Annotated in this window: 25 protein-coding genes; 15 read left to right on the top strand and 10 right to left on the bottom strand. The window is 59.7% G+C overall.

Annotated elements, in window-relative coordinates:
* Window positions 1–116 precede the first annotated feature (116 nt).
* From MCRY_RS14005 to MCRY_RS13995, 3 genes are all read right to left on the bottom strand, one after another.
* Window positions 117–563 carry a hypothetical protein gene (locus MCRY_RS14005; RefSeq protein WP_085630943.1) on the bottom strand — a complete coding sequence of 149 codons (447 nt, stop codon included), beginning with the start codon at window positions 561–563 and terminating at the stop codon, window positions 117–119.
* Between the two features lie 53 nt (window positions 564–616).
* The gene (locus MCRY_RS14000) at window positions 617–1,585 is read right to left on the bottom strand and encodes a YVTN family beta-propeller repeat protein (RefSeq protein ID WP_085630941.1); all 969 of its coding nucleotides are present in this window, start codon (window positions 1,583–1,585) and stop codon (window positions 617–619) included.
* 83 nt (window positions 1,586–1,668) lie between these two features.
* Window positions 1,669–2,847: an ABC transporter substrate-binding protein gene (locus MCRY_RS13995; RefSeq protein ID WP_085630939.1), complete on the bottom strand. Its 1,179-nt coding sequence runs from the start codon at window positions 2,845–2,847 to the stop codon at window positions 1,669–1,671.
* A gap of 177 nt (window positions 2,848–3,024) precedes the next feature.
* On the opposite strand from MCRY_RS13995, the gene pedF reads away from it, so the two are divergent.
* The 6 genes from pedF (at window position 3,025) to MCRY_RS13965 (ending at window position 9,007) form a co-directional block, all read left to right on the top strand.
* Window positions 3,025–3,723 (top strand): cytochrome c-550 PedF, encoded by a 699-nt coding sequence (gene pedF / locus MCRY_RS13990; protein ID WP_085630937.1) that lies wholly within the window; start codon window positions 3,025–3,027, stop codon window positions 3,721–3,723.
* A gap of 4 nt (window positions 3,724–3,727) precedes the next feature.
* Window positions 3,728–4,627 carry a substrate-binding periplasmic protein gene (locus MCRY_RS13985; protein WP_085630935.1) on the top strand — a complete coding sequence of 300 codons (900 nt, stop codon included), beginning with the start codon at window positions 3,728–3,730 and terminating at the stop codon, window positions 4,625–4,627.
* Window positions 4,628–4,711: 84 nt separating this feature from the next.
* Window positions 4,712–5,236, top strand: coding sequence for an SRPBCC family protein (locus MCRY_RS13980; protein ID WP_085630933.1), 525 nt, complete (start codon window positions 4,712–4,714; stop codon window positions 5,234–5,236).
* A gap of 54 nt (window positions 5,237–5,290) precedes the next feature.
* Window positions 5,291–5,776, top strand: coding sequence for a (2Fe-2S)-binding protein (locus MCRY_RS13975; protein WP_085630931.1), 486 nt, complete (start codon window positions 5,291–5,293; stop codon window positions 5,774–5,776).
* 55 nt (window positions 5,777–5,831) lie between these two features.
* Window positions 5,832–8,207, top strand: a complete 2,376-nt coding sequence (locus tag MCRY_RS13970) for a xanthine dehydrogenase family protein molybdopterin-binding subunit (protein ID WP_085630929.1) — start codon at window positions 5,832–5,834, stop codon at window positions 8,205–8,207.
* A 14-nt stretch (window positions 8,208–8,221) separates the two neighbouring features.
* Complete coding sequence (locus MCRY_RS13965; RefSeq protein ID WP_085630927.1) at window positions 8,222–9,007, top strand: FAD binding domain-containing protein; 786 nt, start codon at window positions 8,222–8,224, stop codon at window positions 9,005–9,007.
* A 118-nt stretch (window positions 9,008–9,125) separates the two neighbouring features.
* On the opposite strand, the gene MCRY_RS13960 is transcribed toward MCRY_RS13965, so the two are convergent.
* Both MCRY_RS13960 and MCRY_RS13955 read right to left on the bottom strand, forming a co-directional pair.
* The gene (locus tag MCRY_RS13960) at window positions 9,126–9,998 is read right to left on the bottom strand and encodes an FAD:protein FMN transferase (protein WP_085630925.1); all 873 of its coding nucleotides are present in this window, start codon (window positions 9,996–9,998) and stop codon (window positions 9,126–9,128) included.
* The gene (locus MCRY_RS13955) at window positions 9,995–12,106 is read right to left on the bottom strand and encodes a 4Fe-4S binding protein (protein ID WP_139834102.1); all 2,112 of its coding nucleotides are present in this window, start codon (window positions 12,104–12,106) and stop codon (window positions 9,995–9,997) included. Before MCRY_RS13955 ends, MCRY_RS13960 begins: the two co-directional genes overlap by 4 nt.
* On the opposite strand from MCRY_RS13955, the gene MCRY_RS13950 reads away from it, so the two are divergent.
* A complete protein-coding gene (locus MCRY_RS13950) occupies window positions 12,105–12,944 on the top strand; it encodes an ABC transporter permease (protein WP_338087191.1) in 840 nt (279 codons plus the stop codon). The genes MCRY_RS13955 and MCRY_RS13950 overlap by 2 nt on opposite strands.
* Here the strand turns inward: MCRY_RS13950 and MCRY_RS22610 are convergent.
* The 3 genes from MCRY_RS22610 to MCRY_RS13940 are packed head-to-tail and all read right to left on the bottom strand — an operon-like array spanning window position 12,921 to window position 15,281.
* Window positions 12,921–13,400, bottom strand: a complete 480-nt coding sequence (locus MCRY_RS22610) for a hypothetical protein (protein ID WP_138487992.1) — start codon at window positions 13,398–13,400, stop codon at window positions 12,921–12,923. The genes MCRY_RS13950 and MCRY_RS22610 overlap by 24 nt on opposite strands.
* Before the next feature lie 59 nt (window positions 13,401–13,459).
* Window positions 13,460–13,789 carry a hypothetical protein gene (locus MCRY_RS13945; RefSeq protein ID WP_085630919.1) on the bottom strand — a complete coding sequence of 110 codons (330 nt, stop codon included), beginning with the start codon at window positions 13,787–13,789 and terminating at the stop codon, window positions 13,460–13,462.
* The gene (locus MCRY_RS13940) at window positions 13,776–15,281 is read right to left on the bottom strand and encodes a hypothetical protein (protein WP_138487993.1); all 1,506 of its coding nucleotides are present in this window, start codon (window positions 15,279–15,281) and stop codon (window positions 13,776–13,778) included. The genes MCRY_RS13945 and MCRY_RS13940 overlap by 14 nt, the downstream gene beginning before the upstream one ends.
* A 199-nt stretch (window positions 15,282–15,480) precedes the next feature.
* Here MCRY_RS13940 and MCRY_RS13935 point away from each other — a divergent pair, with 199 nt between their 5' ends.
* Complete coding sequence (locus tag MCRY_RS13935) at window positions 15,481–16,227, top strand: RlmE family RNA methyltransferase (protein WP_085630915.1); 747 nt, start codon at window positions 15,481–15,483, stop codon at window positions 16,225–16,227.
* Between the two features lie 80 nt (window positions 16,228–16,307).
* Here MCRY_RS13935 and MCRY_RS13930 read toward each other — a convergent pair whose 3' ends face one another.
* Window positions 16,308–16,520, bottom strand: coding sequence for a hypothetical protein (locus MCRY_RS13930; protein ID WP_085630913.1), 213 nt, complete (start codon window positions 16,518–16,520; stop codon window positions 16,308–16,310).
* A 53-nt stretch (window positions 16,521–16,573) separates the two neighbouring features.
* A complete protein-coding gene (locus MCRY_RS13925) occupies window positions 16,574–17,617 on the bottom strand; it encodes a GlxA family transcriptional regulator (protein WP_238939990.1) in 1,044 nt (347 codons plus the stop codon).
* Here MCRY_RS13925 and bcoG point away from each other — a divergent pair.
* From bcoG to MCRY_RS13890, 7 genes are all read left to right on the top strand, one after another.
* Window positions 17,604–18,518 carry a 3-dehydrocarnitine:acetyl-CoA trimethylamine transferase BcoG gene (gene bcoG, locus MCRY_RS13920; protein ID WP_085630911.1) on the top strand — a complete coding sequence of 305 codons (915 nt, stop codon included), beginning with the start codon at window positions 17,604–17,606 and terminating at the stop codon, window positions 18,516–18,518. The two genes, MCRY_RS13925 and bcoG, sit on opposite strands and share 14 nt — an antisense overlap.
* 1 nt (window position 18,519) lies before the next feature.
* On the top strand, window positions 18,520–19,143 hold the full coding sequence (locus MCRY_RS13915) for a GDSL-type esterase/lipase family protein (protein WP_085630909.1): 624 nt from the start codon (window positions 18,520–18,522) through the stop codon (window positions 19,141–19,143).
* Entirely contained in the window at window positions 19,140–19,901 is a 762-nt protein-coding gene (locus MCRY_RS13910) for an SDR family oxidoreductase (protein ID WP_085630907.1), read from the top strand. The genes MCRY_RS13915 and MCRY_RS13910 overlap by 4 nt, the downstream gene beginning before the upstream one ends.
* Entirely contained in the window at window positions 19,898–21,313 is a 1,416-nt protein-coding gene (locus MCRY_RS13905) for a carnitine 3-dehydrogenase (RefSeq protein ID WP_085630905.1), read from the top strand. The genes MCRY_RS13910 and MCRY_RS13905 overlap by 4 nt, the downstream gene beginning before the upstream one ends.
* Complete coding sequence (locus MCRY_RS13900; protein WP_085630903.1) at window positions 21,310–22,470, top strand: acyl-CoA dehydrogenase family protein; 1,161 nt, start codon at window positions 21,310–21,312, stop codon at window positions 22,468–22,470. The genes MCRY_RS13905 and MCRY_RS13900 overlap by 4 nt, the downstream gene beginning before the upstream one ends.
* A 93-nt stretch (window positions 22,471–22,563) precedes the next feature.
* Window positions 22,564–24,570: an acetate--CoA ligase family protein gene (locus tag MCRY_RS13895; protein WP_085630901.1), complete on the top strand. Its 2,007-nt coding sequence runs from the start codon at window positions 22,564–22,566 to the stop codon at window positions 24,568–24,570.
* A complete protein-coding gene (locus MCRY_RS13890; protein ID WP_138487995.1) occupies window positions 24,567–25,352 on the top strand; it encodes a carnitinyl-CoA dehydratase in 786 nt (261 codons plus the stop codon). Before MCRY_RS13895 ends, MCRY_RS13890 begins: the two co-directional genes overlap by 4 nt.
* The last annotated feature ends 503 nt before the right edge of the window (window positions 25,353–25,855 follow it).

The raw sequence follows: 25,855 nt of genomic DNA, 5'->3' as shown, positions 1-25,855 counted from the left end.
GGCACCTACGGCGTCGTCCATTGGGCTTGGACCAATGGCGCTTCAACGGACGCCCCCTGATTTTGCGTCAACGAAACGACACGACGCATCAAACGCACCCTGTGACCAGCCTTGCGTCATTCAATGGTGATGTCCAGCCGCTGGGTCTCTCCGGTCGATCCGGGAATGCGCAGAAAGTAAGTACCGGGCTTGATCGCGACAAAGCCGATCTCCATCGTCCCGGCATCGTCGAATTCGATCGAGTTCACACCGATGGGACGGATCTCCAGATCATTCACCACAATCTCGTCGATCCAGATCGCCCGAAAGAACTCGGACCCCTCCAGCGCCAGTTCCGCTGACCCGTCGCCTTCGATCTCGAATTCGTAATAGGTGCCCGAGCTCAGAACCCACGGAGCCTCTGCCAACGGCATGCCCGAACTCAGAGTGATCGGCGGTAGATCGGCCTTGTTGGCTGAGGACAAAATGCCCGCGCGCCCCCACTGGTCGCGCGGCGCGCCGTCCGCAAAGGCCAGGGCGGGTGTCAGAATGGCAAGGCCAAGGGCGGTTACAAGTTTCTTCATGGTCGTCTCCTTGGTCGTCAAACAGTAATGGGATGTCTTGGATGTGCCGAAAGTCATTCGGTCGGACGGAAGGCCGCGCCCCACGGAAAACGGCCAACCTTGATGCTCTTGAGCGCCTTGCGGCTGGCCACATCGACAACGGTCACATCCCCGGAGACGCCGTTGGTGGTAAAGATCAGACTGCGGTCACGGTTGAAATCCATGTGCCAGACCCGGCGACCGACAAGAATGTACTCCTCGACCTCGTAAGTCTCGGCATTGACGACTGCCACATGGTTCGACGGGCCGAGGGCGACAAAGGCATGTGTGTCGCCATTGGTGAACTCGAACCCGACAGGCTGCACCCGGTCGGGGTGGATGTTGTCGATTTCAAAGTCGATCTTTGCCTTTTCGGTCTGGGTCGCCACATCGAAGATCGATATCGTCCCACCGATTTCAGCACTGACCCAAAGCTCGGTGCCGTCTTTGACGAATTCCGCATGACGCGGACGCGAATCTACAAGCGTGTTGGCAAACAGCGTCTGGGTCTCGGTGTCGATCCAATGCGCCATATTGGTGGTCTCAGACGTGGTGATGGCGATCTTGCCATCGGGTGACACAGCCATGCCTTCGGGTTCGATCCCCACGTCGATCTGCGCCACAACCGTGCGGGTTTCGGTGTCTACCACCGTGGTGATCGCGTCATCCTCGTTGGCGATGTAAAGGTGGCGGTTGTCTGGATGCAGGACGAACTGTTCCGGGTCTTCGCCCGAGGGCAGATCATACAGGATTTCACCGGTTTCAGGGTCCATCACCTGCACCGCGTCGCTGTCGGACGCGCAGATATAGACCACCGAGAAATCCTTGGAGAAGGTGATCCCCCGAGGCCGCTCTCCGGTTTCGATAGTGCGAACCACTTCCATCGTTTCGATGTCGATCACGCTGATCGTGTCGTCTTTTTCATTGGTCACCCAGATCTCGTCGGCCAATGCGGTCGTGGACAGCAAGGCGGCGGTCAGCGTGGTGAGGATCGGCAGTTTCATTGGTGTCGGTCCTTTTGGTGGATGGCGGATCGGGGGCCAGCCCCCGAACCCCCGGAGTTTACCGGGCAAGATGAAGAGGCAGGTCAGTTCTCGAACGCGGTGCAGCCGCTTTCGGGTTGGTCGAGACCCAAAGTGTCAAGCTCGTTGCGCTGGTGCAGGAAGCCTTCGAGCGGGGCCTGTGCGACAAGCGCGCGTTCATGCACCAGTGGGATGGGCTGGCGCAACTGGCCGTTCCATGTGCGGAATGTAAGGGGGCTCCCCTTGAAACCCGCCAGTTCGAAGGCGTCGGAGAGCATAAAGCTGCGCAGGGTTTCCGCGTCCGCGGCACCGGTGCGTGTCACGGCCTCTCCGATCGCCCTGACGGCGGCCCATGCTGCGTAGTCGCGGTCCAGCATGGGACGGTCCGCCAGTTTGGTGAAGCGCGATTGCAACTGCGCCGCGCCCCATTGTTCGACGACGCGGTGCCATGTGACAGCGCGCAGCCCTTCGGACCCGGCCACCGGGCGCGGGCGCCAAGTGTTGTAAGAAATGTAGCGCGCGAAATCATCCGCCGCGTCGGCCACCAGAAGCACGTCATAATCGCCCAGATCCTGGGTGAAGAGTGGCACTTCCTGTGCTGCGTTCCGGCGCATGTCGGCATCGAAGGCCCAGGTCTTGCGCGCGCCGAACTTCAGCCCGAACTTGCGGGCCGAGCGTTCGAGCGTCTCGGCCCATGCCTGATCCTCGGGACGTTCACCGGCAATCAGCGCGATCTCGTCCCAGCGCCGGGTCACGAAAAACTGCATCAGAGCATCGGCCTTCATCGCGTAAGAGGGCAGGGCGTGCAGCACCCGGGCGCGGCAGGTCTCATCACGCAGCGCGACATCTGCGGCACCGGCATTGAAGAGCAGCGCCGCTTTAGCCTCGGGCAGGTCGGCCGCCGCCAGAAGCTGGGCTGTCGGTGCGTCCAGCACCAGCAGATCGGTCTCGGCAAGCGCTGCGCGCGCGGCCTCGGCGAAATCCTCACCCTCGAAAACCTCGGTCACGATCAGGCTGTAGGTTTGGCCCAAGAACTTGCCGGTGGTGTTGTTCTCTTGCGCACCCAGTTCGGCGCCACGGATCCCCAGATCCTCTGGGATCGGATCAAGATTGGACAGGGTCGGAGGCGCGTCGACCACCTGCTTGAGGTAATGGATCGCGACATCGACCTGTGCGGTGGCCGCGCTGGCGAGGCACAGCGCAACTGCCGATGCAATCGCACAGGTCAAACGTGTGTTGAACATGGACTTGGTCCTCCCAGACGAACACTAGTCGGGCCATCGAAGCGTCGAAAATACGACCATTGTCCCGTACCGTTTGGCCAAAAAGCCCGTTCCGCGCCACGAAAGTCCAATACCCGCACCCACCGTGCGTCGGTACACATCCGGCAAGACACAAGACTGTGCCTGAGGAGGACCAACATGACCGCGACATTTTTCAAAACAACCTGCGCTGCTCTGGCGCTGACCGCCGCAGCCAGCCTGGTATATGCGCATGGTGACGTGGCCCCGCAGGCTGTAGACACCACAGGTCTTCCCGAGAACGGCGAAGACTGGCTGACGGAAAACCCCTATCGCGCCGAACTGGTCGGTGACGAGGTCTGGCTGCGGGCGGTGGAAATCGGTTCTTCGGGCTACAACCAGAACTGCGCCCGTTGCCATGGTCTCGAGGTGATCTCGGGTGGTCTTGCACCGGATCTGCGGTTCCTCGAAGCCGAGGAGTATGGCGACGAATGGTATGTGGAGCGCTTCCGTGACGGCTATACCCAGAACGGGACAACCAAGATGCCGGCATTCGGTGAACTTCTGGGGCAGGACGCCGCCTGGGCAATCCGGACCTATATCGAAACCCGACCCGATGATGCTTCGATGGAAGAGGTGTCGGACGAGCTGAAGGCGTTGCGTGACGAAATCACAGGCTATGCGGCCGATGCGTCCAGTGCAGATGCAGATGCGCTCAAGTCACGGCTGACAGAAATCGCGGCGGGTATCGAAACCCTGTCCGGTGCACCTGTCGCTGACAGCGCCGCCTTCCGTGCCGCCAACCTGATCGACGGCACACAAGAGGCTTATGGCCGCGCAGCCGAAGCCTTGACGATTGGTTTGTCAGCGGCACACTGACACCATGAGCACTCTGGTTCGCGCCTCCTTTACCGCAACCCTGCTGGCCATGGCGTCACCCGTCTTGGCCAGCGATCCCTGTGCCGATTACGTCCCGCAGGCCAAACCGCAGAATGCCAGCCGGGACATCGTCGGGCAGGACATAGATCAGATCATGGATCGCGGGTTTATCATGTTCGCGGTCTACGAAGATTATCCCCCCTATAGCTGGGATGATGCAGGCCAGCCGCGCGGCGTTGATGTTGATATTGCCCGGATCATCGCCGAGGACCTTGGTGTCGAGCCACGGTTCAACTTCATCAGCGCGGGGGAAAACCTTGAAGCCGACTTGCGGCACCATGTGTGGCAGGGACCATTGATCGATGGTGCCGTGTCGAACGTCATGTTGCGTGTGCCCTATGACAGTGCCTTCAATTGCCGGGTAGAGCAGGTGGTCTTTACCGGTCAGTACATGACCGAAAGCATTGCCATCGCCTATTCCGAAGCCGAGTATCCCGACGGGGGGCCGGTTCCGGCCTATTTCCGGTTCGACACGGTGGCGGTCGAGAATGACTCCATTTCGGATTTCTACCTGACCAGCTTTGCGGGCGGTCAATTGGCGCAAGGCGTGCGCCGGTATCCCACGATGCAGGACGCGATGGCGGCCCTGAAAGCGGGCGAGGTGATGGCGGCCATGGGCCCGCTGGCACAGCTTGAATTCGGTGCGGGTGACGGGGTGGCCATACACCAGCCGCCGCTGCCCGGTTTTGCCAAGTCGAAATGGACCCTCGGCACGGGTAGCCACTTTGCCTATCGCGGATTGAGCTACACTGTGGATGATGCGATCTATTCGGCCCTGTCGGATGGGCGTATCGCCGCGATTTTCGAAAGCTATGGCCTGACCCATCAGGCCCCCGAAAGATAGTTTTCACCGATATGTTAAGCCATTGGTCTTATATGCCCCGGGGGTCCAACCCCCTAGGCTGACCATCAAAGAAGGATCACACCCATGCATATGACCGATTCCCGCACGATTGCTGCCAGCCCCGAAGAGGTCTGGGCCGCGATCCTTGATCCTGAAGTCCTCAAGGCATGTGTGCCGGGATGCACAGAAATGAGCGGATCCGCCGATGACGGATTCGAGGCGACCGTCGTGCAGAAGGTTGGACCTGTTAAGGCGACTTTCAAAGGCACGGTCGTTCTGTCAGAGATGGTGCCGGGTCAATCGCTGACCCTGACCGGGGAAGGCAAGGGGGGTGCGGCTGGCTTTGCCAAGGGCGGTGCCGATGTAAGGCTGGTCCCGGTCGAAGGCGGCACAGAGCTGCATTATGACGTGGATGCCAAGGTCGGCGGAAAGCTGGCGCAACTTGGCAGTCGCATCATCGACGGGTTCGCCAAGAAAATGGCAGACCAGTTCTTCAGCAATTTCCAATCCGCCGTTGAAGGTCCGCAAGAAGGTGGCGACGATGCCCCCGAAGCTGACGGTGACGGCGGCGAAAAGAAAAAGGGCTGGTTCAAGAAACTCGTTTCTTGATCGCAGCCGGCTTCTGCAACACAGTTGAATTTGAATACCCACGGGAGGAGTTAGATGACAAAGGTAACAATGACGGTGAACGGCAAGACCGTCTCCGGCGAGGTCAAGGGCAACACGCTTTTGACTGAATTCCTGCGCGAGGATTTGCGCCTGACAGGAACCCATGTCGGCTGCGACACATCCCAGTGCGGCGCCTGCGTCGTTCATGTGAATGGCGAAGCTGTGAAATCCTGCACCATGTTTGCTGCCGAGGCCGATGGCGCCGAGGTCAAGACAGTGGAAGGCATGGCAAACGCGGATGGATCGCTCAGTGTGATCCAGCAGGCGTTTCAGGACTATCACGGCCTGCAGTGCGGTTTCTGCACTCCGGGCATGGTGATGTCGGCGGCGGCGCTGCTCAAGGACAATCCCAAGCCGACCGAGGCAGAGGTGCGGGATTACCTCGAAGGCAATATCTGCCGCTGCACCGGCTACCATAACATCGTGCGCGCCATCATGGCGGCGTCCGGTCAGGACGTGCCCGCAGTCGCGGCTGAATAATCCACAATTGTAGGGTGTGTGCTTGCACGCACCGCTCCTAGGGAGGAATACCACTATGCCGAAGGATCATGGCATTGGCGCAAGCCCGAAGCGGCGTGAAGACGTCCGCTTTCTGACCGGCGCTGGCAATTATACCGACGACATCAACGTACATGGCCAAGCCTATGTGCACTTCCTGCGTTCCGATTTGGCGCATGGCAAGATCAACAGCATCGACACCAGCACAGCCGAAGGCATGCCCGGTGTTGTCCGCATCTTCACGGGCGCCGATTTCGAAGGCGTGGGCGGTCTGCCCTGCGGCTGGCAGGTGACGGACAAGCATGGCGAAGTGATGAAGGAACCGGCCCACCCGGTTCTGGCACAGGGCAAGGTGCGCCACGTGGGCGATCCGATCGCCGCTGTTGTCGCTGACAGCCTCGAACAGGCGCGCACTGCGGCGGAAGCCATCGTGCTCGACATCGAAGAACTTCCCGCAGTGGTCGACATGGGCAAGGCGCTCGAGTCCGGTGCCACCAAGGTGCATGACGATCTGTCCGACAACCTGTGCTACGATTGGCAGTTCGGCACCGACACCGAAACCACCGATGCCGCGTTCAAAAGCGCAGCGCATGTAACGACGCTGGAACTGGTAAACAACCGCCTGGTCGCCAACCCGATGGAGCCGCGCGTTGCCGTGGGTGACTACTCCCGCGCCGGGGACGATTACACGCTCTACACAACAAGCCAAAACCCGCACGTGATCCGCCTTCTGATGGGCGCGTTTGTTCTGGGCATCCCCGAGCACAAGCTGCGCGTGGTGGCTCCTGATGTGGGTGGCGGTTTCGGCACCAAGATCTTCCACTACGCGGAAGAAGCGTTCTGCACCTTCGCCGCCAAGGCCTGCAACCGCCCGGTCAAGTGGACCTCGACCCGGTCCGAGGCGTTCATGTCCGACGCGCATGGCCGCGATCACGTGACCAAGATCGAACTGGCGCTCGACAAGGACAACAACTTCCTTGCCGTGCGCACCGACACCAAGGCAAACATGGGCGCGTACCTGTCCACCTTCTCGTCTTCGGTGCCGACATGGCTGCATGGCACATTGATGGCAGGCAACTACAAGACGCCCGCCGTTCAGGTGAACGTCAAGGCGGTGTTCACCAACACCGTGCCGGTTGACGCCTACCGCGGTGCCGGTCGCCCCGAAGCGACGTTCCAGCTCGAGCGTGTCATCGACATGGCCGCTCGCGAACTGGGCGTCGATCCGATTGCGCTGCGCCGTCAGAACTTCATCACGCAATTCCCCTATGCCACGCCCGTCGCCGTCGAATATGACACCGGTGACTACGAAGCGACGATGGCCAAGATGGAAGAGCTGATGGACATCGGCGGCTTTGCGGCGCGTCGCAAGGCATCCGAAGCCAAGGGCATGCTCCGTGGTCTCGGCGTGAACTGCTTCATCGAGGCTTGCGGCATCGCACCGTCGAACCTCGTCGGTCAACTCGGCGCACGTGCCGGTCTCTATGACGCCGCCACCGTCCGGGTGAACGCCACCGGCTCCATCTCGGTGATGGTCGGCGCACACAGCCACGGGCAGGGGCACGAAACCGTGTTCCCGCAGGTCGTGGCCGAAATGCTCGGCATCGACGAGAGCATGATCGACATCGTCCACGGCGACACCTCCAAGATCCCCTTCGGCATGGGCACCTACGGCTCGCGGTCTCTGGCGGTCTGCGGATCGGCGATGGTCCGGGCGACCGAGAAGATCATCAACAAGGCCAAGAAGATCGCGGGCCACCTTCTCGAAGCGTCCGACAGCGATATCGAGCTCAAAGACGGCATGTTCAGCGTTGCAGGCACCGACAAGTCGGTTGCTTGGGGCGATGTAACACTGGCGGCCTATGTGCCGCACAATTACCCGCTCGAAGACATCGAACCGGGTCTGGAAGAAACCGCGTTCTACGATCCGGCCAACTTCACCTACCCGGCAGGCGCCTATGCCTGCGAGGTCGAGCTTGATCCCGAAACCGGCAAGGTCACCATCGAAAAGTTCGTCTCGGCGGATGATTTCGGCAATGTGGTCAACCCGATGATCGTTGAAGGACAGGTCCATGGCGGTATCGCCCAGGGCATTGGTCAGGCGCTTTTGGAAAACTGCGCCTATGACGAAAACGGTCAGCTTCTGTCGGCGTCCTACATGGACTACGCCATGCCCCGTGCGGACGATATCCCGCATATGGCAAGCTACGTCGTCGACCATTCCTGCCAGACACCGTGCACCCACAACCCGCTGGGCGTAAAGGGCTGCGGCGAAGCAGGGGCCATCGGCTCACCGCCCACAGTGGTGAACGCGGTCATCGACGCGCTGCACTCGGGTGGTCACACCCACGTTTCTCACATCGATATGCCCGTGTCGCCCTCGCGCGTCTGGGCAGCGATGAACGGCCAATAAGGAGGGCTGAGCACATGTATAGCTTTGACATTCAACGGCCCACATCGGTCGCAGACGCGGTTGCCGCACTCGGTACAGACGAAGCGCTGCCTTTGGGCGGCGGTCAGACCCTGATCCCGACACTCAAGCAACGCCTCTCGGCCCCGTCCGTGCTGGTCAGCCTGTCGGGCATCGCCGAGATCAAAGGTGTCTGCACCAATGATGACGGCGCGCTCTGCATCGGTGGTGGGACAACCCACGCCACCGTCGCAAAAGAGGCGTCCGCTTATCCGGGCCTCGCAGCGCTTGCGGGCAATATCGGTGACCCGGCGGTCCGCAATCGTGGCACCATCGGCGGCAGTGTGGCCAACAATGACCCGTCTGCCTGCTATCCGGCGGCGGTTCTGGCATCAGGTGCAACCGTCGTGACCAACACCCGCTCGATTGCGGCGGATGACTACTTTCAGGGCATGTTCGCAACAGCCCTGAACGAAGGTGAAATCATCACCGAGGTCCGTTTCCCGGTGCCTGAGAAAAGCGCCTACATGAAGTTCGAACAGCCCGCCTCGCGCTTTGCGCTGGTCGGGGTGTTTGTCGCCAAATTCGCCGACGGCGTTCGTGTCGCGGTCACCGGCGCATCCGAAGAGGGCGTGTTCCGCTGGACCGAGGCAGAAGCCGCACTCTCGTCGAACTTCTCGGCGGACGCGGTGCCTGCGGCACCGTCGGGCGATGGCATGATCTCGGATCTGCATGGCTCGGGCGCATACCGCGCCCATCTTGTGGCCGTCATGACCAAGCGGGCGGTTGCTGCCGCAAGCTGATCTGGGTGACGACGTGAAATGACAAAGCCCCGGTTTTCGAGCCGGGGCTTTTTCGTTTTGGGCGCTGCCCCCGTCGCGCAAGGGCGACTCCCCAGAGGCCATTTTGAAACAGAGAAGATCAGACTGTCTGGATGTTGCCATCCGCGTCGACCAGCGTGATGCGGTGCAACCCTGCGGCAACCTTCAAGTGCTCAAGTGCGTCCCGCTCCATGAACACGGCCGCCGTCGACAGCGCATCCGCCATTGTGGCTGATTTTGCTTCGATGCTGACCGTGGACCAGATCGGCGTTTCACCGCGTGGACCAAGGATATGCGCACGGGTTCCAAGCGACATCGCGGCGGGGCTGGATGTGGCGATGGTCATATCGCGCAACTCTCTTGTACCCAGATGACCATGCACCGGGTCGTCGATGCCCAATGTGAAGGGGCCACCCATCGCAGCGTGTTCGCCGATATTCACAAGCGCTGTCTCAGCGCCGTGTTTGCGCAGTAAAAGCCGCATCACGTCGGTCGCAAAGCCTTGCGCAATCCCGTTGAAGGTCAGCGCCTGACCGCTCTGCAATTCGATCATCCGGTCGGAATAGCGCACCCGGTTCCAGCCAAGGGCTGACCGTGCGATGGCGGTGTCGCGGCCCTTTGCCAGCGCCTCCCAAAGTGGTTGGATCGTCGGATCGAATAGCCCGCCGGTCAGGCGATGGGCCTCATCCGCCCGTACCATAAGCGTCCGCATCAGCGCATTCGGATCGCGCAGCCGTCCCATCATGTTGAGCCGGCTCAGGTGCGAGGTCGGGCGAAACAGGCTGAACGCTTCTTCGAAATTGACCAGCAGGCGTGGCACATCTGCCAGCGCCTTTTGCGTCATCTCGCGTGGCCCGTGCAATGTCACCGACACATCCGCCCCCAGCGCCTGACCCGACCATGTGTCGGCGCGCGCAATGGCAGGGGCACAGGCAAAGGCCGCGGCAAGGGTCAGGAAGCGACGTCGTTTCATTCGGCAGGCACCGTGTTGGGATGGCCCAGATTGCGCGGGGCACGACGCGCAGCACGGCCCTTGAGGATCAAGGGCACGCATTGATCCGCATCATCATGGATGGTCACGCAATCAAGGCATTGGAAGCATTCGGAATACTGGATTTCTCCACTTGGCGCGATGGCCTCGTAGTTGCATTTGACGCGGCACAGCTGGCAGGGCGATCCGCATTCCTCGCGGCGCGGAATCCACCGGCGCAGACGGAGCACGCCACCGATGGCCATCAGTGCCCCCAGCGGGCAAAGGTAGCGGCAGAACCCTTTGAAGACGAACATCCCCAGCACAAGCCACAGCGCGGCATAAGCGACGTAATACCATTCCCTGACAAAGAAGGTGGTAATCGCCGTCTTGAACGGTTCGATCTCGGCGGCCTTGTCCATGTAGGATGGGGCGAAGATCGTGATTGCAACCAATCCGGCCAAAGCGATGTATTTCAGGGATTTCAGCCGCGCATCCCAGCGCGCACTCGGTTCAATTTTAGGCAGGCGCAGAAGTCGACCCAGATGGTGCGCAAATTCCTGCATCGCGCCGAACGGGCAAAGCCAACCGCAGAAAAGCCCGCGCCCCCACAGCACGAACCCAAGGATCACCGCACCCCAGATCAGCAGCGAGAACGGATCGTAGAGCAAGAAGGCATACGACCCGCCCGCCATCGATGTTTGCAGCATGGCCAGCGGGGTCACGATGGACAATTGGCCCTGTCCCCACCATCCCACGAACCCAAGCATTGCCGCCAAAATTCCCAGCCGCACGGGTGTAAATGCAGCAAGTCCCGCCAACCAACTTTGCGCACCAAGCAGAACCGCCACCAGAAGTGTCAGCAACACCGCCAACACGATCAGGTCTGACTGACGGTTCAGGATCGCCTCTTTCCAAGGTGGCAGTTTCTCGACCACCACTGGGCGGGCAAAGAACCTCTCATCGGTCACATGGGTTGTGGTCAGCTGCACCGATCCGATCTCGGGCTGAAACATCCCATGTTCCCGCACCGCGTCGACACTCATCGTCCAGTCCCGCGTCGGATCGAACCCCAGCCGCCGGTCGGTGCGCAGAATCATCGCCACACCGTCGTGCAAGTCGTCTGGCACGGCATCGCTCAGCTGAACAAACAGATCCGCATCCCGCAACGCCACCGGGAACCCGTCCTGTTCCGCCCCAATCCAGTCGGGCGCGGTGTTGCGCACGAAATCCTCGCTCACCAACCCGTGCCGCGCCGTTTCGATCACAAGGATCGGCTCGTCGAAGGTCGAGATCGACATGAAGCGATCCAACTCCTCCAATGTGTCCGCGTCCAATAGCACCCGCGCGATTGACGACGGCCCCACATCCGCGATCCACAGATCCAGATAGGGCGCATCCGGTTCATCCAGCGCCTCCGCGTCGTCATCCTCCCACACCGTGCCCGCAAACAGCGCCTGCACCTCGGCATTCGTCGCCACCCGCCGCGTGATCAGCCCCTGCGTCACCAGATCGTCCCAGCTCAGCACCTCGACGTATTCGGGGTCCGGATACGCAGGCGGCCCTGACGCGATCCCCTGCATCTTCTCACGGGCCACCTGCAACGCCGCCGCCAGCACGCTCTCATGCGCGATGCGGATCGACGCCGTCGCCTTCGTCACACCATCCAGATAGATCAACCCGCCGCCACCGGTCGCACCCCCATAAGGCGTGCCCACCACCAGTGAGTCGCTGATCGAATGCCCGCGATACTGCTCGAAGAACGCGTGAAACGGCGCCTGACCCAACCCCGACACAAAGATCGGCTCGTTATGGTCCAACAGCTGCACATCCAGAAACCGCCCGTCCAGATCCAGCACCACCAGCACATTGATCGGCGCGCCGGAAAAGCCGGGCAGGGGGGCCATCGGCTCGGTCTGGAACACATAGCCCGCATGCGCACCGCCCGAATTGAGCAGCTCATACACCCCATTGTCCGAGATCAGCGCCCCAAGGCTCATCGGTGCGTAAATCTGCCCCGCGATCTCGTCTTCCGACAAAACCTCACCGACCGCGCAAACTGCGCTCACACACCACAAAACCGCGGCAAGAATAAAACGGAATCTTCCCATGACCGCGACCATAAAAGCGCCGCCCGCACAGCCCTATTGGACCTTCGTCCAACAGCCACGCCACCACAGAATCCCCTATGCTCCCCCCATGCGCGCACCACCCCATGTCACCCTGATCTCGCTCGCCCTGCTGATCGCCGCCTGGACGCTGGGCGCTTGGGCGATGAACGACGCCGACATCCTGCCAACCCCATGGGCCGTCTGGCACGAGATCGCCGAGGAAAGCGCCTCCGGAGACCTCTGGTATCACATGGCCAACACCCTGCGCCGCGTCGCTCTGGCCTTCACCCTTGCCATGACAGTCGGCATGGCGCTTGGCCTCGCCATGGGCCGGTCCGAGCGGCTCAACATGTGGCTCGACCCGTGGGTCACCGTCTTCCTGAACCTGCCCGCGCTGGTGATCATCGTGCTCTGCTACCTCTGGATCGGCCTGAACGAGGTCGCGGCCATCATCGCTGTCGCCCTCAACAAGACCGCCATGGTCACCGTCACGATCCGCGAAGGCGTCCGCACCCTCGACCGAGGCGTCCGCGACATGGCACAGGTCTACCGGCTCAGCCCCATGACCCGCCTGCGCCACATCATCTGGCCCCAGCTTGGGCCGTTCGTCGCCACCAGCACCCGCAACGGGCTGGCCGTGATCTGGAAAATCGTGCTGGTGGTCGAGTTCCTCGGCCGCTCCAACGGCGTCGGCTTCCAGATCCACCTCTATTTTCAGCTCTTCGACACCGCGACCGTCATGGCCTACGCGCTGGCCTTCACCGGAGTGATGCTGAGCATCGAATACGGCCTCGTCCAGCAATGGGAGAGGCGGTCAAGCGCGTGGCGTCGCGCCTAGGGAGTTGCAAACAGCCTTAGCTATTGAGGTTTTTTTTTCTTTAACTGCGTCGGTCAATTTGGATTCTAGGCGATCCAAATTTCTTATCAAAGTGGCTGCAACGAGGTTCTTGCGATCATCGTTTGAGATATCGGATAGTTCGGCTAGCAAACCATCAACGTCTTCTGTATTTATTTCTAGCCAACTCTCGCGTGATCCGAAGCCCGAGATTGCCAGCATGTTCACCGCTTGATTTAGCTTTCTGCTAAGCCGAATGCCCGATGACACTATGGCTTCACGAGTTTGTCCATTTCGGTCGAATTGCCAATCAGATACGTCAGTCGAAAAATCGGCAATTCGATTGAGTTCGTCGCGAACAGGAAGTTCGATCGACCTATGAAATTCATCAACTTTTTTGCTGCGTTTAACTTCTCTTCTAACTAAAATATGGTCAATTGCGAGCGCTACAAGGCCCAAATACGCGCCCAGTGTAGTCGCAACATCAAACCAATCGGTGACGTTTTGAGCGCCACCGGTCAGTTTGCTTTCTCCAAGCCTTGCCTGTGTAGCAGGAGTCTTTGTATTCCTGTCTCAAAGTCTTCCCGCAATACATCAGGCAGCTTTGAGAGGCGATACTTCAAACGCAGCTTCTCAACTCCCATATGACTAAGAGAGCCAGCGAGGAAGCCCTGCACGAAGGATGGTGTGATGGTGTCTAAGTTTGTTGGCGCAACTATGTCCACCGGTTCATCGAAGGAATCCAACGAATCCAAGTCGAACAGCTCGCGTGCCGACAAGCCACGAGGGTGACCTGTCAACATCGTCACTTCGTTACGCGTCAGACGGCTGAGATCAATCTGGGTCATCGCTAGCACGCTCCAAGAATCCTCGATCCAATGTAAAGCCCATGGTTACTAGTGTACCACAGAACTGGTTTGCAAGATCTTTCACTGTGTATGGGAGAGGTGGATGTTCCTTACGGTTGTGCTCGTTAAGCCATATGTTAAATCGTTCCCCCGGTGCCGGAAACGCCGCCTCCGCATGTTCGTGAGCTATATGTAGGCAAGTCCTACCAGAAACAATACAAAGGCTTGCGTCGTTATTCTGAGCCTCAAGCGAGGCAAGATCACTGAATAGACAGATGATGTCACGGAAGCCTGTTCCTCCTCGACCCTCGGCGGCAGCACTGTGGTCTCGAGTAACAGTATCTTGAAGAGCATAAACAGTGCGGAGGTGTTGCTCTGCGAACTTATGATTCGGCATACTTGTGGCGTGCATTCTAACGTACTTTTCCATTTCCTGAATGATCACGGAAGGTGCATCTTGTATCGTGTCTGAAATCGACGATCCTATGCTGAGGAATGCTAGTTGAAATCTGAATAACGGACCGTTCGGTCCCTCCCTCTTCGCCATGAAGCCCGTGAGCAGCCAATCGCCATCGTTCTCGTACTCGCGTCTGCTGTGTCGCTCAGCATTGTCTAGAGTTTCTCCAACAATTTTCTTAACGCTCCGCCGTCCTTGTGTAGTCAGTTCGTGATCAATGCACTCGCCGAGCCATTCATTTAACGCGTCACACAACTCACCCCCAACTTTCTCCGCCGCTTGCGGGTCTATGTGCTGAGTTAGTGATGTTGAAGAACCTGCACGACGGCGAGTTCTAAGCGGAAAAGACCAAATATCTTTCTCATGGGAGTGTTCGGCTTCCACAGAGAACCGGAGCAATTGCTTGAGGCCAAGCGAAGAGATTACTTTTGTTATTGAATTGCTTATTTCGCCACCTGAAAACACAGGAGCCATATCACTTCTAGCGGCTGCCAAAACAAGCCAGGCACCGATATCAAGGCATATTTCGTCGATAAAGTTTATTTTGGAGGACAGAAACTTGGCCTCAGCCCTGCAAATCAGAACTAGATTTTCCAAGGTTTTTTCCGGATTGCTAAGAAAACAGAAATTTTCGACATTGATCTCATCTGTCTCACGAGATTTAATGCGCTTGTAAATAGGAGTCCATTCGGTCCGCCTTTCTGGGTATAATCCATCTAGTAAAATGGATCTTTTCATCTTTGCCATTAAAGCTGAAGGTGGAAATGAGTCAAAAGTGACTTTTCCCCGTATGCGCCCTTTAGCTCTCAAGATTATTCTTCTTGCAAGCCGTGAAACATGTTTGTTCTCTGATCTAATTGCTTTTTTGATTATCTTGTTTGTGGTCTCGGGTAATTTTCGTCTATTTCGCTTGCGGTAGACATAGGCGGAAGATCGTGCAGTTTTGAGAGCTTTTCTTATGCGTCCCTCTTGCCATGCGTCTGAAGCTTCCGACTCAATTATGGCTAAGACTTCATTGGGAATGTAATCCTGCAATTTTGTTATGCCTTCTAAACCTCGGGTTGAGTGTTTTGTTAGTATAAGGCTGCTTTGTGCACAACTACATCTGGTGTTGGCTCGCGGGATAGTTGAAAGAGACAAGCATTGGAGGTTTTACTCTCAAGCACGTGTCCCCCATGACCTTCCCCCAAACCCATGCTACACCGCCCTCCAAACCACACCAAAGGGCACTCCCATGGCCAAGACCCCGACCGGCAAGACCCCAACCGGCAAGACACCAGACGGCAAGAACACCTCCGGGCGCGGACAGCGTGACCTCAAGGTCAAGGTAAAATCCGCGCGGGGCCGTAAACTGTCCTCGACCCGTTGGCTCCAGCGGCAGTTGAACGACCCTTACGTCAAGCGCGCCACCGCCGAAGGTTACCGGGGCCGTGCCGCCTACAAGATTCTCGAACTGGATGAAAAGTACCGCTTCCTCGTCCCCGGCGCCCGCGTCGTCGATCTGGGCTGTGCCCCCGGTGGCTGGTGTCAGGTCGCCGTCAAACGGGTGAACGCGCTTGGCGAACGGCAGGGCAAAAAGATCGGCACCGTCCTCGGCATCGACCTGCAAGAGATGGAGCCGATTGCCGGTTGCGAATTGCACCAGCTCGATTTCCTCGATGAAGGTGCGGATGATCAGGTCAAGGACTGGTTGGGGGGTAAGGCCGATGTCGTCATGTCCGACATGGCCGCCTCATCCTCGGGCCACAAACAGACCGACCACCTGCGCATCATCCACCTGTGCGAAACCGCCGCCCATTTCGCCTTCGACGTTCTCGAAGAGGGCGGCACCTTCGTCGCCAAGGTTCTGGCCGGCGGGGCAGAGGGCAGTTTGCAGCAGCTTCTCAAGCAGCGCTTCACCAAGGTGGTGAACGTGAAGCCGCCCGCGTCCCGGTCCGACAGTTCCGAAAAATTCGTCGTCGCGACCGGGTTCAAAGGCTGAACCGTACGGTTCACCGCAGTTTTGTGGTTCAACCGTACGAAACGGGTCCAACCGTACAGATGAACCGTACGGAAGGGCCTCTACCGTACGGATGAATTGTACGGATCGCGGGGTCGAAGCGTACGGATTGCCCGTTCCCGAAGCGCCAGCGCGATGTCCGGGCGCTGCATTTCCGGTGCCGGATAGGCCCGTCCAGACCCCGTCTGAAGCTGTTCCTGACGGTGCAATTCAAACAGTTTTGCCCGACGTTGATCGGTGTGACCTGCGTTCTGCAGGTCAGGATAATGTCGCATAAAGCCTCCCCAGGCGGTCTGACATGGAGCGCTAATGCACTGAAATTGTGGTCTTATTGCGACGGTTTGTTGGCGGTCTCGCCACGAAACGCCCGCGGCGCTGCGCCGAACCTTTGCCGAAACGCCCGCGTCAGCGCCGTGGGGTCTTCATACCCACACCGCACCGCAATCTCCGCAATGCTCGCCGTAGACCCCTCCACCAACGCTTTCGCCACACTCAACCGAATATGCCGATACAACCGCCCCGGCGTCATCCCCAACACCGCCTGACAGCGCCGTGTGAGGGTGCGCGGGCTGGTGTTCAGGCGTGTGGAAAGGTCATGTATATCAATCGGTTGCTCTATGTTCTCGCGCATGATCCGCGTCGCGCGGGTCAGCAGCGGATCCCGGATTGACGGCAGCGCATCGCTCCGCACCGGCGGCGTAAAGAGCGCATCCACATCCAAAGCCACCGCCGCCCCCACATCCCGCGCGATCAGATGACGGCTCAGCCCCAACGTCGCCGAAGCGCCGGCACAGGTCAGCACATCGCCATCCTCGACCCAGAGCGCCTGTTCGACGTCAACATCCAGAAAACGCTCGGAAAAAGCGTCGAGCAGATCCCAATGCACCGTCGCCCGCCGCCCCGCAAGCAACCCCGCCGACGCCATCAGCCAAGCCCCCGCATCCAGCCCGAACATCGCGCCACAGCGCCGGTCTGCCTGCTGTAAAGCGCGCCGCGTTGCGGGTGTGTCATTTGTAAGATGTCCATAACTTGCAATGACATAGAGCCGGTCCACGCGTGTCAGATCACTGATTTTGCCATTTGGTAAAACCGCCATTCCAGAGCTTGACCGCACCGCATCACCATCCAAGCTGTAGAACGCCCATGAATAAACCGGCGCGTCAGCAAAGCTATTGGCCGCCCGCAAGGGTTCAAGCGCGTTGGACAGGCACAGGTTGGAAAACCGGTCGATCAGCAGGAACCCGATTTTCAACCGCGCGGCAGAGGAATCTGGCGGGTTTTGCATGAAGCTGACCGTATCCGCATGGTTGATGGAAAATCCAGTGCCAAACTCCAGCCAAACACGAGGGAGGATCACCATGCCGCTAGCCATGACACAAGAGGTCTTCATCACCTGCGCCGTCACCGGATCGGGCGGCACGCAGGATCGAAGCCCGCATGTGCCCCGGTCTCCGAAAGAGATCGCCGAGAGTGCCATTGCGGCAGCGAAGGCGGGTGCGGCAATTGTCCATTGTCATGTCCGCGACCCCGAGACCGGAGCGCCCTCGCGGAAGGTTGAGTATTATCGCGAGGTGACAGATCGCATTCGTGAGGCGGATGTAGACGTGGTGCTGAACCTTACCGCGGGGATGGGCGGCGACATCACATTCGGCTCCACTGACGCGCCATTGCCGGTCAATCCAAATGGCACCGACATGGTGGGCGCAGAAGAACGCGTGGCGCACATCGCGGAATGCCTGCCCGAGATCTGTACCCTCGACTGTGGTACGATGAACTTCGCGGAAGCCGATTATGTGATGACCAACACCCCCGGCATGTTGCGTGCGATGGGCAAGATGATGACTGATCTGGGTGTGAAGCCCGAGATCGAGGCATTCGATACCGGCCATCTGTGGTTTGCAAAGGAACTGGTCAAAGAAGGCATCCTTGAAGATCCGGCTTTGGTCCAGCTTTGTATGGGGGTGCCATGGGGCGCGCCGAACGACCTGAACACGTTTATGGCGATGGTGAACAACGTGCCGGATCATTGGACCTTCAGCGCGTTCTCGCTGGGGCGGAACCAGATGGCCTATGCCGCCGCTGCGGTTCTGGCAGGTGGTCATGTTCGGGTGGGGCTTGAGGACAACCTCTGGCTGGAAAAGGGTGTGCTTGCCACCAACGCGCAATTGGTTGAACGGGCCGTCGGTGTGATCGAAGGCATGGGGGCTCGGATCATGGGGCCGCAGGCCGTAAGGGACAAGCTTGGCCTCACCAAACGCGCGCCTCGAGGCTGAGATGGCGGTTATCTTGTGCTACGGCGACAGCAAAACCCACGGAACAACCCCGTTGGAAAAGCTGGGCGCGTTTGCGCGACATGCGCCGGGCGATCGCTGGCCGGATGTGATGTCCAAGGCGCTGGGTCCAGCCCATCAGGTGATCTCGGAAGGGCTGCCGGGCCGGACAACAGTACATGACGATATCGTGGAAGGCGGAATGCGCAATGGTCTCACCGTGTTGCCTGCAATCTTGCAAAGCCATGCGCCGATTGACCTGATGGTGTTGATGCTTGGGACCAATGACCTCAAGCATCGGTTTTCAGTGACCGCTTTCGAAATATCGCGTTCACTGGAACGGATGGTTCTTGCCACACGAGCTGAAGGCGTGGTGAAGGACATTCTTCTGGTGTCACCGGTGCCTGTCCGGGAAGCGGGCGTGTTGAAGGACGTGTTTGCCGGGGCCGGAGACCGGCAGCACGGCTTGACCGCATTTATCGCCGCGGCGGCAGCGCGGCAGGGTGTCGGGTTTTTCGATGCGGGATCAGTGGTCACCGTGTCGCCCGATGACGGCGTTCATTGGGATGCGGCCGCACACCATGCGATGGGAGCGGCGATGGCCCAAGCCGTGGCGGCGCGGCTATGAGGCATGTCGTCATCACCGGCGGAGCATCGGGCCTTGGTCGGGTCATGGCCGAACGGTTCCTTTCCGAAGGTGACCGGGTTGCGATCTGTGATGCCGATCCGCACGCAGTTTTGGAATTCGCCGGGGCGCATCCCGACCAGATCGCCTGCGTGGCTGACGTAACTGATGAGGCGCAGATGCAAACGTTCTTCGATCAGATCGACGCGGGCTGGGTCCGCGTGGATGTCGTCTGCGCCAATGCCGGAATTGGCGGGCCTGCCGGACGGATCGAAGACCTGAGCCTTGCCGACTGGAACCGCTGTATCGAGGTGAACCTGTCGGGCACTTTCCTCATATGTCGTTGGGCCGCGCGTCGGATGCGGGCGGCGGGGCAGGGGCTGATTGTCTTGACCTCCTCGACCGCCGGGCAGTTCGGCTATCCGCTGCGATCTCCCTACGCAACGGCGAAATGGGGCATTGTCGGCCTGACCAAGACCCTAGCGATGGAGCTTGGTCCAGCTGGCGTGCGCGTCAACGCGATCTGCCCGGGTGCGGTCGAAGGCGACCGGATGGACCGGGTGGTGGCGATGGAAGCCGCAGCTTCGGGAAAGAGCCATGATGAAGTGCGCGCGCTTTACGTCAAAGGCGTATCACTGCGCTCTTGGGTGACGGCAGAGGATGTGGCGGACACGGTGTCGTGGCTGGCCTCGCCGCAAGCGAAACGGATTTCAGGCCAGATCCTGGCCATCGACGGACATACGGAGACTTTGACACCATGACCAAAATAGCGGCCATCATCGGCGGTGGCGTGATTGGCGGCGGCTGGGCCGCGCGATTTGCCCTGATGGGGTGGGAGGTGCGTGTCTTTGACCCGGACCCCGAGGCGGAACGCAAGATTGGTGAGGTGATGGGCAACGCCGCGCGGGTTTTGCCGATGCTCTATGAGGCGCCGATGCCCACGCGTGGGGCGATCACTTATTTTGGGTCAGTGGCCGAGGCGGTGACGGGTGCCGACTGGATACAGGAAAGCGTGCCAGAGCGGCTCGACATCAAGCACCGGGTGATTGCTGAAATTCAGGCGGCCTGTCCGGCTGAGGCTGTGCTGGCTTCTTCGACCTCCGGCTTCAAACCGTCTGAGTTGCAAGAGGGGGCCGCGCGCCCCGGCCAGATCATGGTGGCGCATCCGTTCAATCCGGTCTACCTGCTGCCGTTGATCGAACTGGTGCCCAGTGCTGCGTCGGATGCCCAGATTGTCGACCGCGCCAAGGACATACTGACACAGATTGGCATGTATCCTTTGCACGTCCGGGCCGAGATCGATGCCCATATCGCCGATCGGTTCCTCGAGGCGGTCTGGCGCGAGGCGCTTTGGTTGGTCAAAGACGGCATCGCCACTACCGAAGAGATCGACAACGCGATCCGCTACGGGTTCGGTCTGCGATGGGCGCAGATGGGTTTGTTTGAGACCTATCGCGTGGCGGGTGGCGAAGCTGGGATGCGGCATTTCATGGCGCAGTTCGGGCCGTGCTTGCAATGGCCGTGGACCAAACTGACCGATGTGCCCGAATTCACGGATGAGCTGGTCGACCTGATCGCAGGCCAGTCCGACGCGCAGTCGGGGCATATGGGCATCCGCGATCTGGAGCGTCTCAGGGACAACAACCTTGTCGCCATCCTGCGTGCGTTGAAGCAGCAGGGGGCTGCGGCAGGCAAGCTGATCCTCGACCACGACACTGCGTTGCGGGGGCCGTTGGGCGACGGTGTTCCGTTGGTTACGGTACGCCGCGTGGTGCCTGTCGACTGGACCGACATCAACGGCCACATGAACGAAGGCCGCTATGGCCAGTTGTTCAGCGATGCGTCCGAAGAACTGATGACCCATATCGGCGCGGATCGGGACTATATCGCGGCGGGCAACAGCTATTTCACCGCTGAGACAAGCATCAAGTACCTCAATGAGACCCATGCAGGCGAAGACATCTATGTCACCACGCGGGTGATGATCGGGCAGGGGAAAAAGCTCAAGCTGTGGCACCAGATGCACCGGGCGTCAGACGAGGCTGTCTTGGCGACGTGCGACCAGTTCCTGCTTCACGTGTCGCTTGAGACCCGCCGTTCCTGTCCGCCGCTGCCGCAGGTGTTGGAGGCGGTGGAGCGGCTAGCGGCATCGCATGCAGAGGTGTCTCAATGAACTTCGGACTGAGCGATGAACAGGAGATGATCGTCTCCACTGTGCGCGACTTTGTCGAACGCGAGATCTATCCGCATGAGATCGAGGTGGAACGAACGGGTGAGGTGCCGCATGACGTGGCGCAGGAGATCAAGCGCAAGGTGATCGACCTTGGGTTCTATGCCTGCAACTTTCCCGAAGAGGTGGGCGGCGCGGGCCTTGGCCATCTTGATTTCGCGCTCGTCGAACGGGAACTGGGGCGCGGGTCCATGGCACTTACGCATTTCTTTGGGCGGCCACAGAACATCCTGATGGCCTGCGAGGGCGACCAGAAAGAACGCTACCTTCTGCCTGCTGTGCGCGGCGAAAGGATGGACGCGCTGGCCATGACAGAACCCGAGGCCGGATCGGATGTGCGCGGCATGGCCTGCACCGCCCGGCGCGATGGCGGCGATTGGGTGGTCAATGGGACCAAACATTTCATCTCAGGCGCGGATCACGCGGATTTCTTCATCGTCTTCGTGGCGACCGGAGTTGATGAGACCCCGAAGGGACCGAAGAAGCGGATCACCTGTTTCCTTGTTGATCGTGGTCATCCCGGGTTCACCGTGCGGGACGGGTACAAATCCGTCAGCCACCGCGGCTACAAGAATTGCATTCTGGAATTCGACGATTGCCGCTTGAGCGATGCGCAAGTGCTGGGCGCGGTGGATGGCGGGTTCGAAGTGATGAACACATGGCTTTATGCCACGCGGATCACGGTCGCCACCATGTCGGTCGGGCGCGCGCGGCGCGTCTTCGACCATGCGCTGTCCTACGCCGCCGAGCGCAAACAGTTCGGCCAGCAGATCGGCAAGTTCCAGGGGGTCAGCTTTCAGATCGCTGACATGATCACCGAAATCGACGCGGCCGATTGGCTGACGCTGTCCGCGGCTTGGCGTTTGGATCAGGGCCTGCCGGCAAATCGTGAAATCGCCAGCGCAAAACTCTATGCAAGCGAGATGCTCGCGCGGGTTACGGATGCGACGTTACAAATCCATGGCGGCATGGGGTTGATGGACGATTACCCCATTGAGCGTTTCTGGCGCGATGCGCGCGTGGAGCGTATTTGGGACGGCACGTCTGAAATCCAACGCCACATCATCAGCCGTGATCTGCTGCGGCCTTTGGGTGCGTAACGCCATGTTTCTTTGGGCCCAAAATACCTCGGGGTCTGGGGCAGAGCCCCAGCCGTTTCCGTACCCGGAAACGCCACGACGGGTTTACGCCTCATGATGGGTAACCTGAACCGTCTGTTTCGTCCGGATTCCGTTGCCGTGATCGGCGGCGGTGCGTGGTGCCGGTCGGTCATTGGCGCTCTTGATAGGATCGGGTTCGAAGGCCCGGTCTGGCATGTGCACCCAAATGCCGAAGGTGCGATCCGAAGTATTGCGGATTTACCAGCGGCACCGGACGCCTGTTTTATCGGGGTGAATCGCACCGCCACCATCGACTGCCTGCGTGATCTGTCCGCCAAGGGGGCCGGTGGGGCAGTGTGTTTCGCCAGTGGCTTTGCCGAAACGGGCGACGGGGCAGAGCTGAACACCGCCTTGCTTTCGGCGGCGGGTGACATGGCGATTGTTGGGCCCAATTGCTACGGCTTCGTCAACGCGCTCGACAAAGTGGCTCTTTGGCCGGATGTGCACGGATTGATCCCCGTCGAAAGCGGTGTAGCGATCCTGACCCAAAGCTCCAATATTGCGTTGAATCTGTCGATGCAGCGGCGCGGCCTGCCCATCGCATTCGTCGGGACAGCAGGAAATCAGGCCCAGATGGGTTTGAGCCAGATCGCGCAAACCCTGATCCAAGACCCAAGGATCACCGCTCTTGGCCTGCATATAGAAGGTGTGGGCGATCTCAAGGCGCTGCAATCTCTGATGCAAGACGCGCACCTTCTTGGCAAACCCGTTATCGCGCTCAAATCCGGGCGTTCCGAGGCCGCACAAACCGCCGCGCTGTCGCACACGGCGTCGCTGTCCGGATCTGATGCCGGGGCCGGTGCCTTGTTCGACCGCTTGGGCATTCTGCGAGTGCGGTCGCTCGATGCGCTGATCGAAGCGCTGAAACACGCACATCTTTATGGGCCAACCACGCCAGGGGCCATTGCGTCTTTGTCCTGCTCTGGTGGCGAGGCGAGCCTGATGGCCGATGGCGGCGATGCTCGCGGGCTGACCTTTGCGCCACTGACCAAGGCACAGGACTGCGCACTTGAAGCGGTGCTCGGCCCGTTGGTCACCCGTGCCAATCCGCTCGACTATCACACCTTCATCTGGAATGACGCGCCCAAGATGGCCGAGGTCTACGCGATCATGGCGTCCGGTCCTGCGGCGCTGACGGTGATTGTCGTGGATTTTCCCAGACAGGATCGGTGCCAGACCGATGCATGGGACTGTGTCGAGGAGGCCGCGATCATGGCGCGCCAGCGAACCGGCAAACGGATCGCGCTTCTCACATCGTTGTCTGAATCCTTACCCGAAGATATGTCCGCGCGGCTTATGCAGGCAGGTATCCTTCCATTGCACGGTATGGATGCCGCGCTTGATGCGTTGGCGGGTCTCTACCAACCACGCCAAACCACCGACACAGACCGTGCGATCCCACAACCCGCGTCGCACACCGACACAACCATGCGTGACGAGGCCGAAGCGAAAGCCATCCTGGCGCTTTGCGGTCTGGACGTACCGCGCCATGCGCTTGCGACGTCATCCGAAGAAGCAGGACGTCTGGCGGAACCCATGCTGCCTGTGGTGCTGAAAGCGCGGGGCGTAGCGCACAAATCGGATGTCGGTGGCGTCATGCTGAACCTGCATAGTGCGGACGCGGTCAGAAAGGCCGCGTCTGCGATGCCATGTGACAACTACTATATGGAAGAGATGATATCTGACGGTGTCGTCGAGATTCTGGTGGGCATCGTCGCCGATCCGGCACATGGCTATGTGCTGACCCTTGGAGCCGGGGGGGTGTTGACCGAGCTGTGGCGAGACACGTGTCATCTGTTGCTTCCTGCCACCAAGACCGAGATCGGTGCCGCGCTGGACGGGTTGCGTATCGCGCCACTGCTTCACGGCTACCGCAGCAAACCAGCCGGCAACCGCGCGGCACTGATTGCGGCGATCATGAGTGTGCAAGACTACGTGGTTGCGCAAGAAGGCCGGGTGGCCGAAATTGAAATCAATCCGCTGATCGTCACCCCGACCCGCGCGGTGGTGGCGGATGCACTGATCCGGGAGGAGCGATGATGGACAGTCCTTTACACGTGACACGGGACGGCCATGTGCTCGAAGTGGTGCTGAACCGTCCTAAGGCCAACGCGATCGACCTGATGACCAGCCGGGCGATGGGCGAGGTGTTCCGCGAGTTCCGCGATGATCCGGACTTGCGTGTGGCGATCATCACTGGGGCAGGGGACAAGTTCTTCTGTCCGGGGTGGGATCTCAAGGCGGCGTCCGAAGGCGATGCTGTGGATGGCGATTACGGGGTTGGCGGCTTTGGTGGTCTGCAGGAATTGCGGGACCTCAATAAGCCGGTGATCGCCGCGGTGAATGGCATCTGCTGCGGTGGCGGTTTGGAGCTGGCGCTGAGTGCCGATATCATCCTTGCCGCCGACCACGCGAGCTTTGCGCTGCCCGAGATCAGGTCTGGCACTGTGGCGGATGCAGCCTCGGTAAAGCTGCCCAAGCGCATTCCCTATCACATCGCGATGGAGATGTTGTTGACCGGTCGCTGGCTTGACGTCGAAGAGGCGGCGCGTTGGGGGTTCGTCAACCATATCCATCCCGCAGCGGAACTCATGATCGAAGCGCGCAAAATGGCAACGCTGTTGGCATCGGGTCCGCCGCTTGTCTACGCCGCCATCAAGGACATCGTACGCGAGTCCGAGGATACGGCGTTTCAGGACATGATGAACCGGATCACCAAACGGCAATTGGCGAGTGTCGATGTGCTGTACGCGTCTGAAGATCAAATGGAGGGCGCGCGCGCGTTCGCTGAAAAGCGCGATCCGGTCTGGAAAGGGCGGTGACTCGCGCGCTGCCCCCAAGGTGACGCAGGGGCATGTGTGGGTAAGCCTGTGGATAAGGTCCGAGGTACGTCACAGGACATGGGGGCAGACGGATGCAAGGCGATTGCACCCCGATATGTTTAGGATTTAAACTTCATAAATTCAGTGAGTTAACGGAATTATGACAAATTTTCCGTTTTCCTGGTTTTTTCCTCTTGCGGACCTTTGGCGTCGACTCTAAATACCCCTTCACCGGCGTTGCTGAGGCGGACGTTGGGACTACGGAAGGGTTAGCGGGCTTTGGTCTGGTTGGTCTGGAAGTTGGATAATTCAGGGGTATATCAGGGCGGGCGCGCCGTTAGTTTAGGGCGCACTGGTCTGGTTGTTTGTCTTCTGGGTTGCTCTTTGACATTGCTAATATCTGAAGAGATATGCGGGCGGTTTGGTTTGTTTCGGCGAACGGACGTCTGTATGTCGCGCTCTTAGGGTGGATGTTTGGTTGTTTGATGTTGTGTGGTCGCAAG

Source organism: Marivita cryptomonadis (assembly GCF_002115725.1).
Taxonomy (GTDB): domain Bacteria; phylum Pseudomonadota; class Alphaproteobacteria; order Rhodobacterales; family Rhodobacteraceae; genus Marivita; species Marivita cryptomonadis.
Note: the sequence above shows the minus strand (reverse complement) of the source record. Positions and strands in the feature narration are given on the sequence as shown.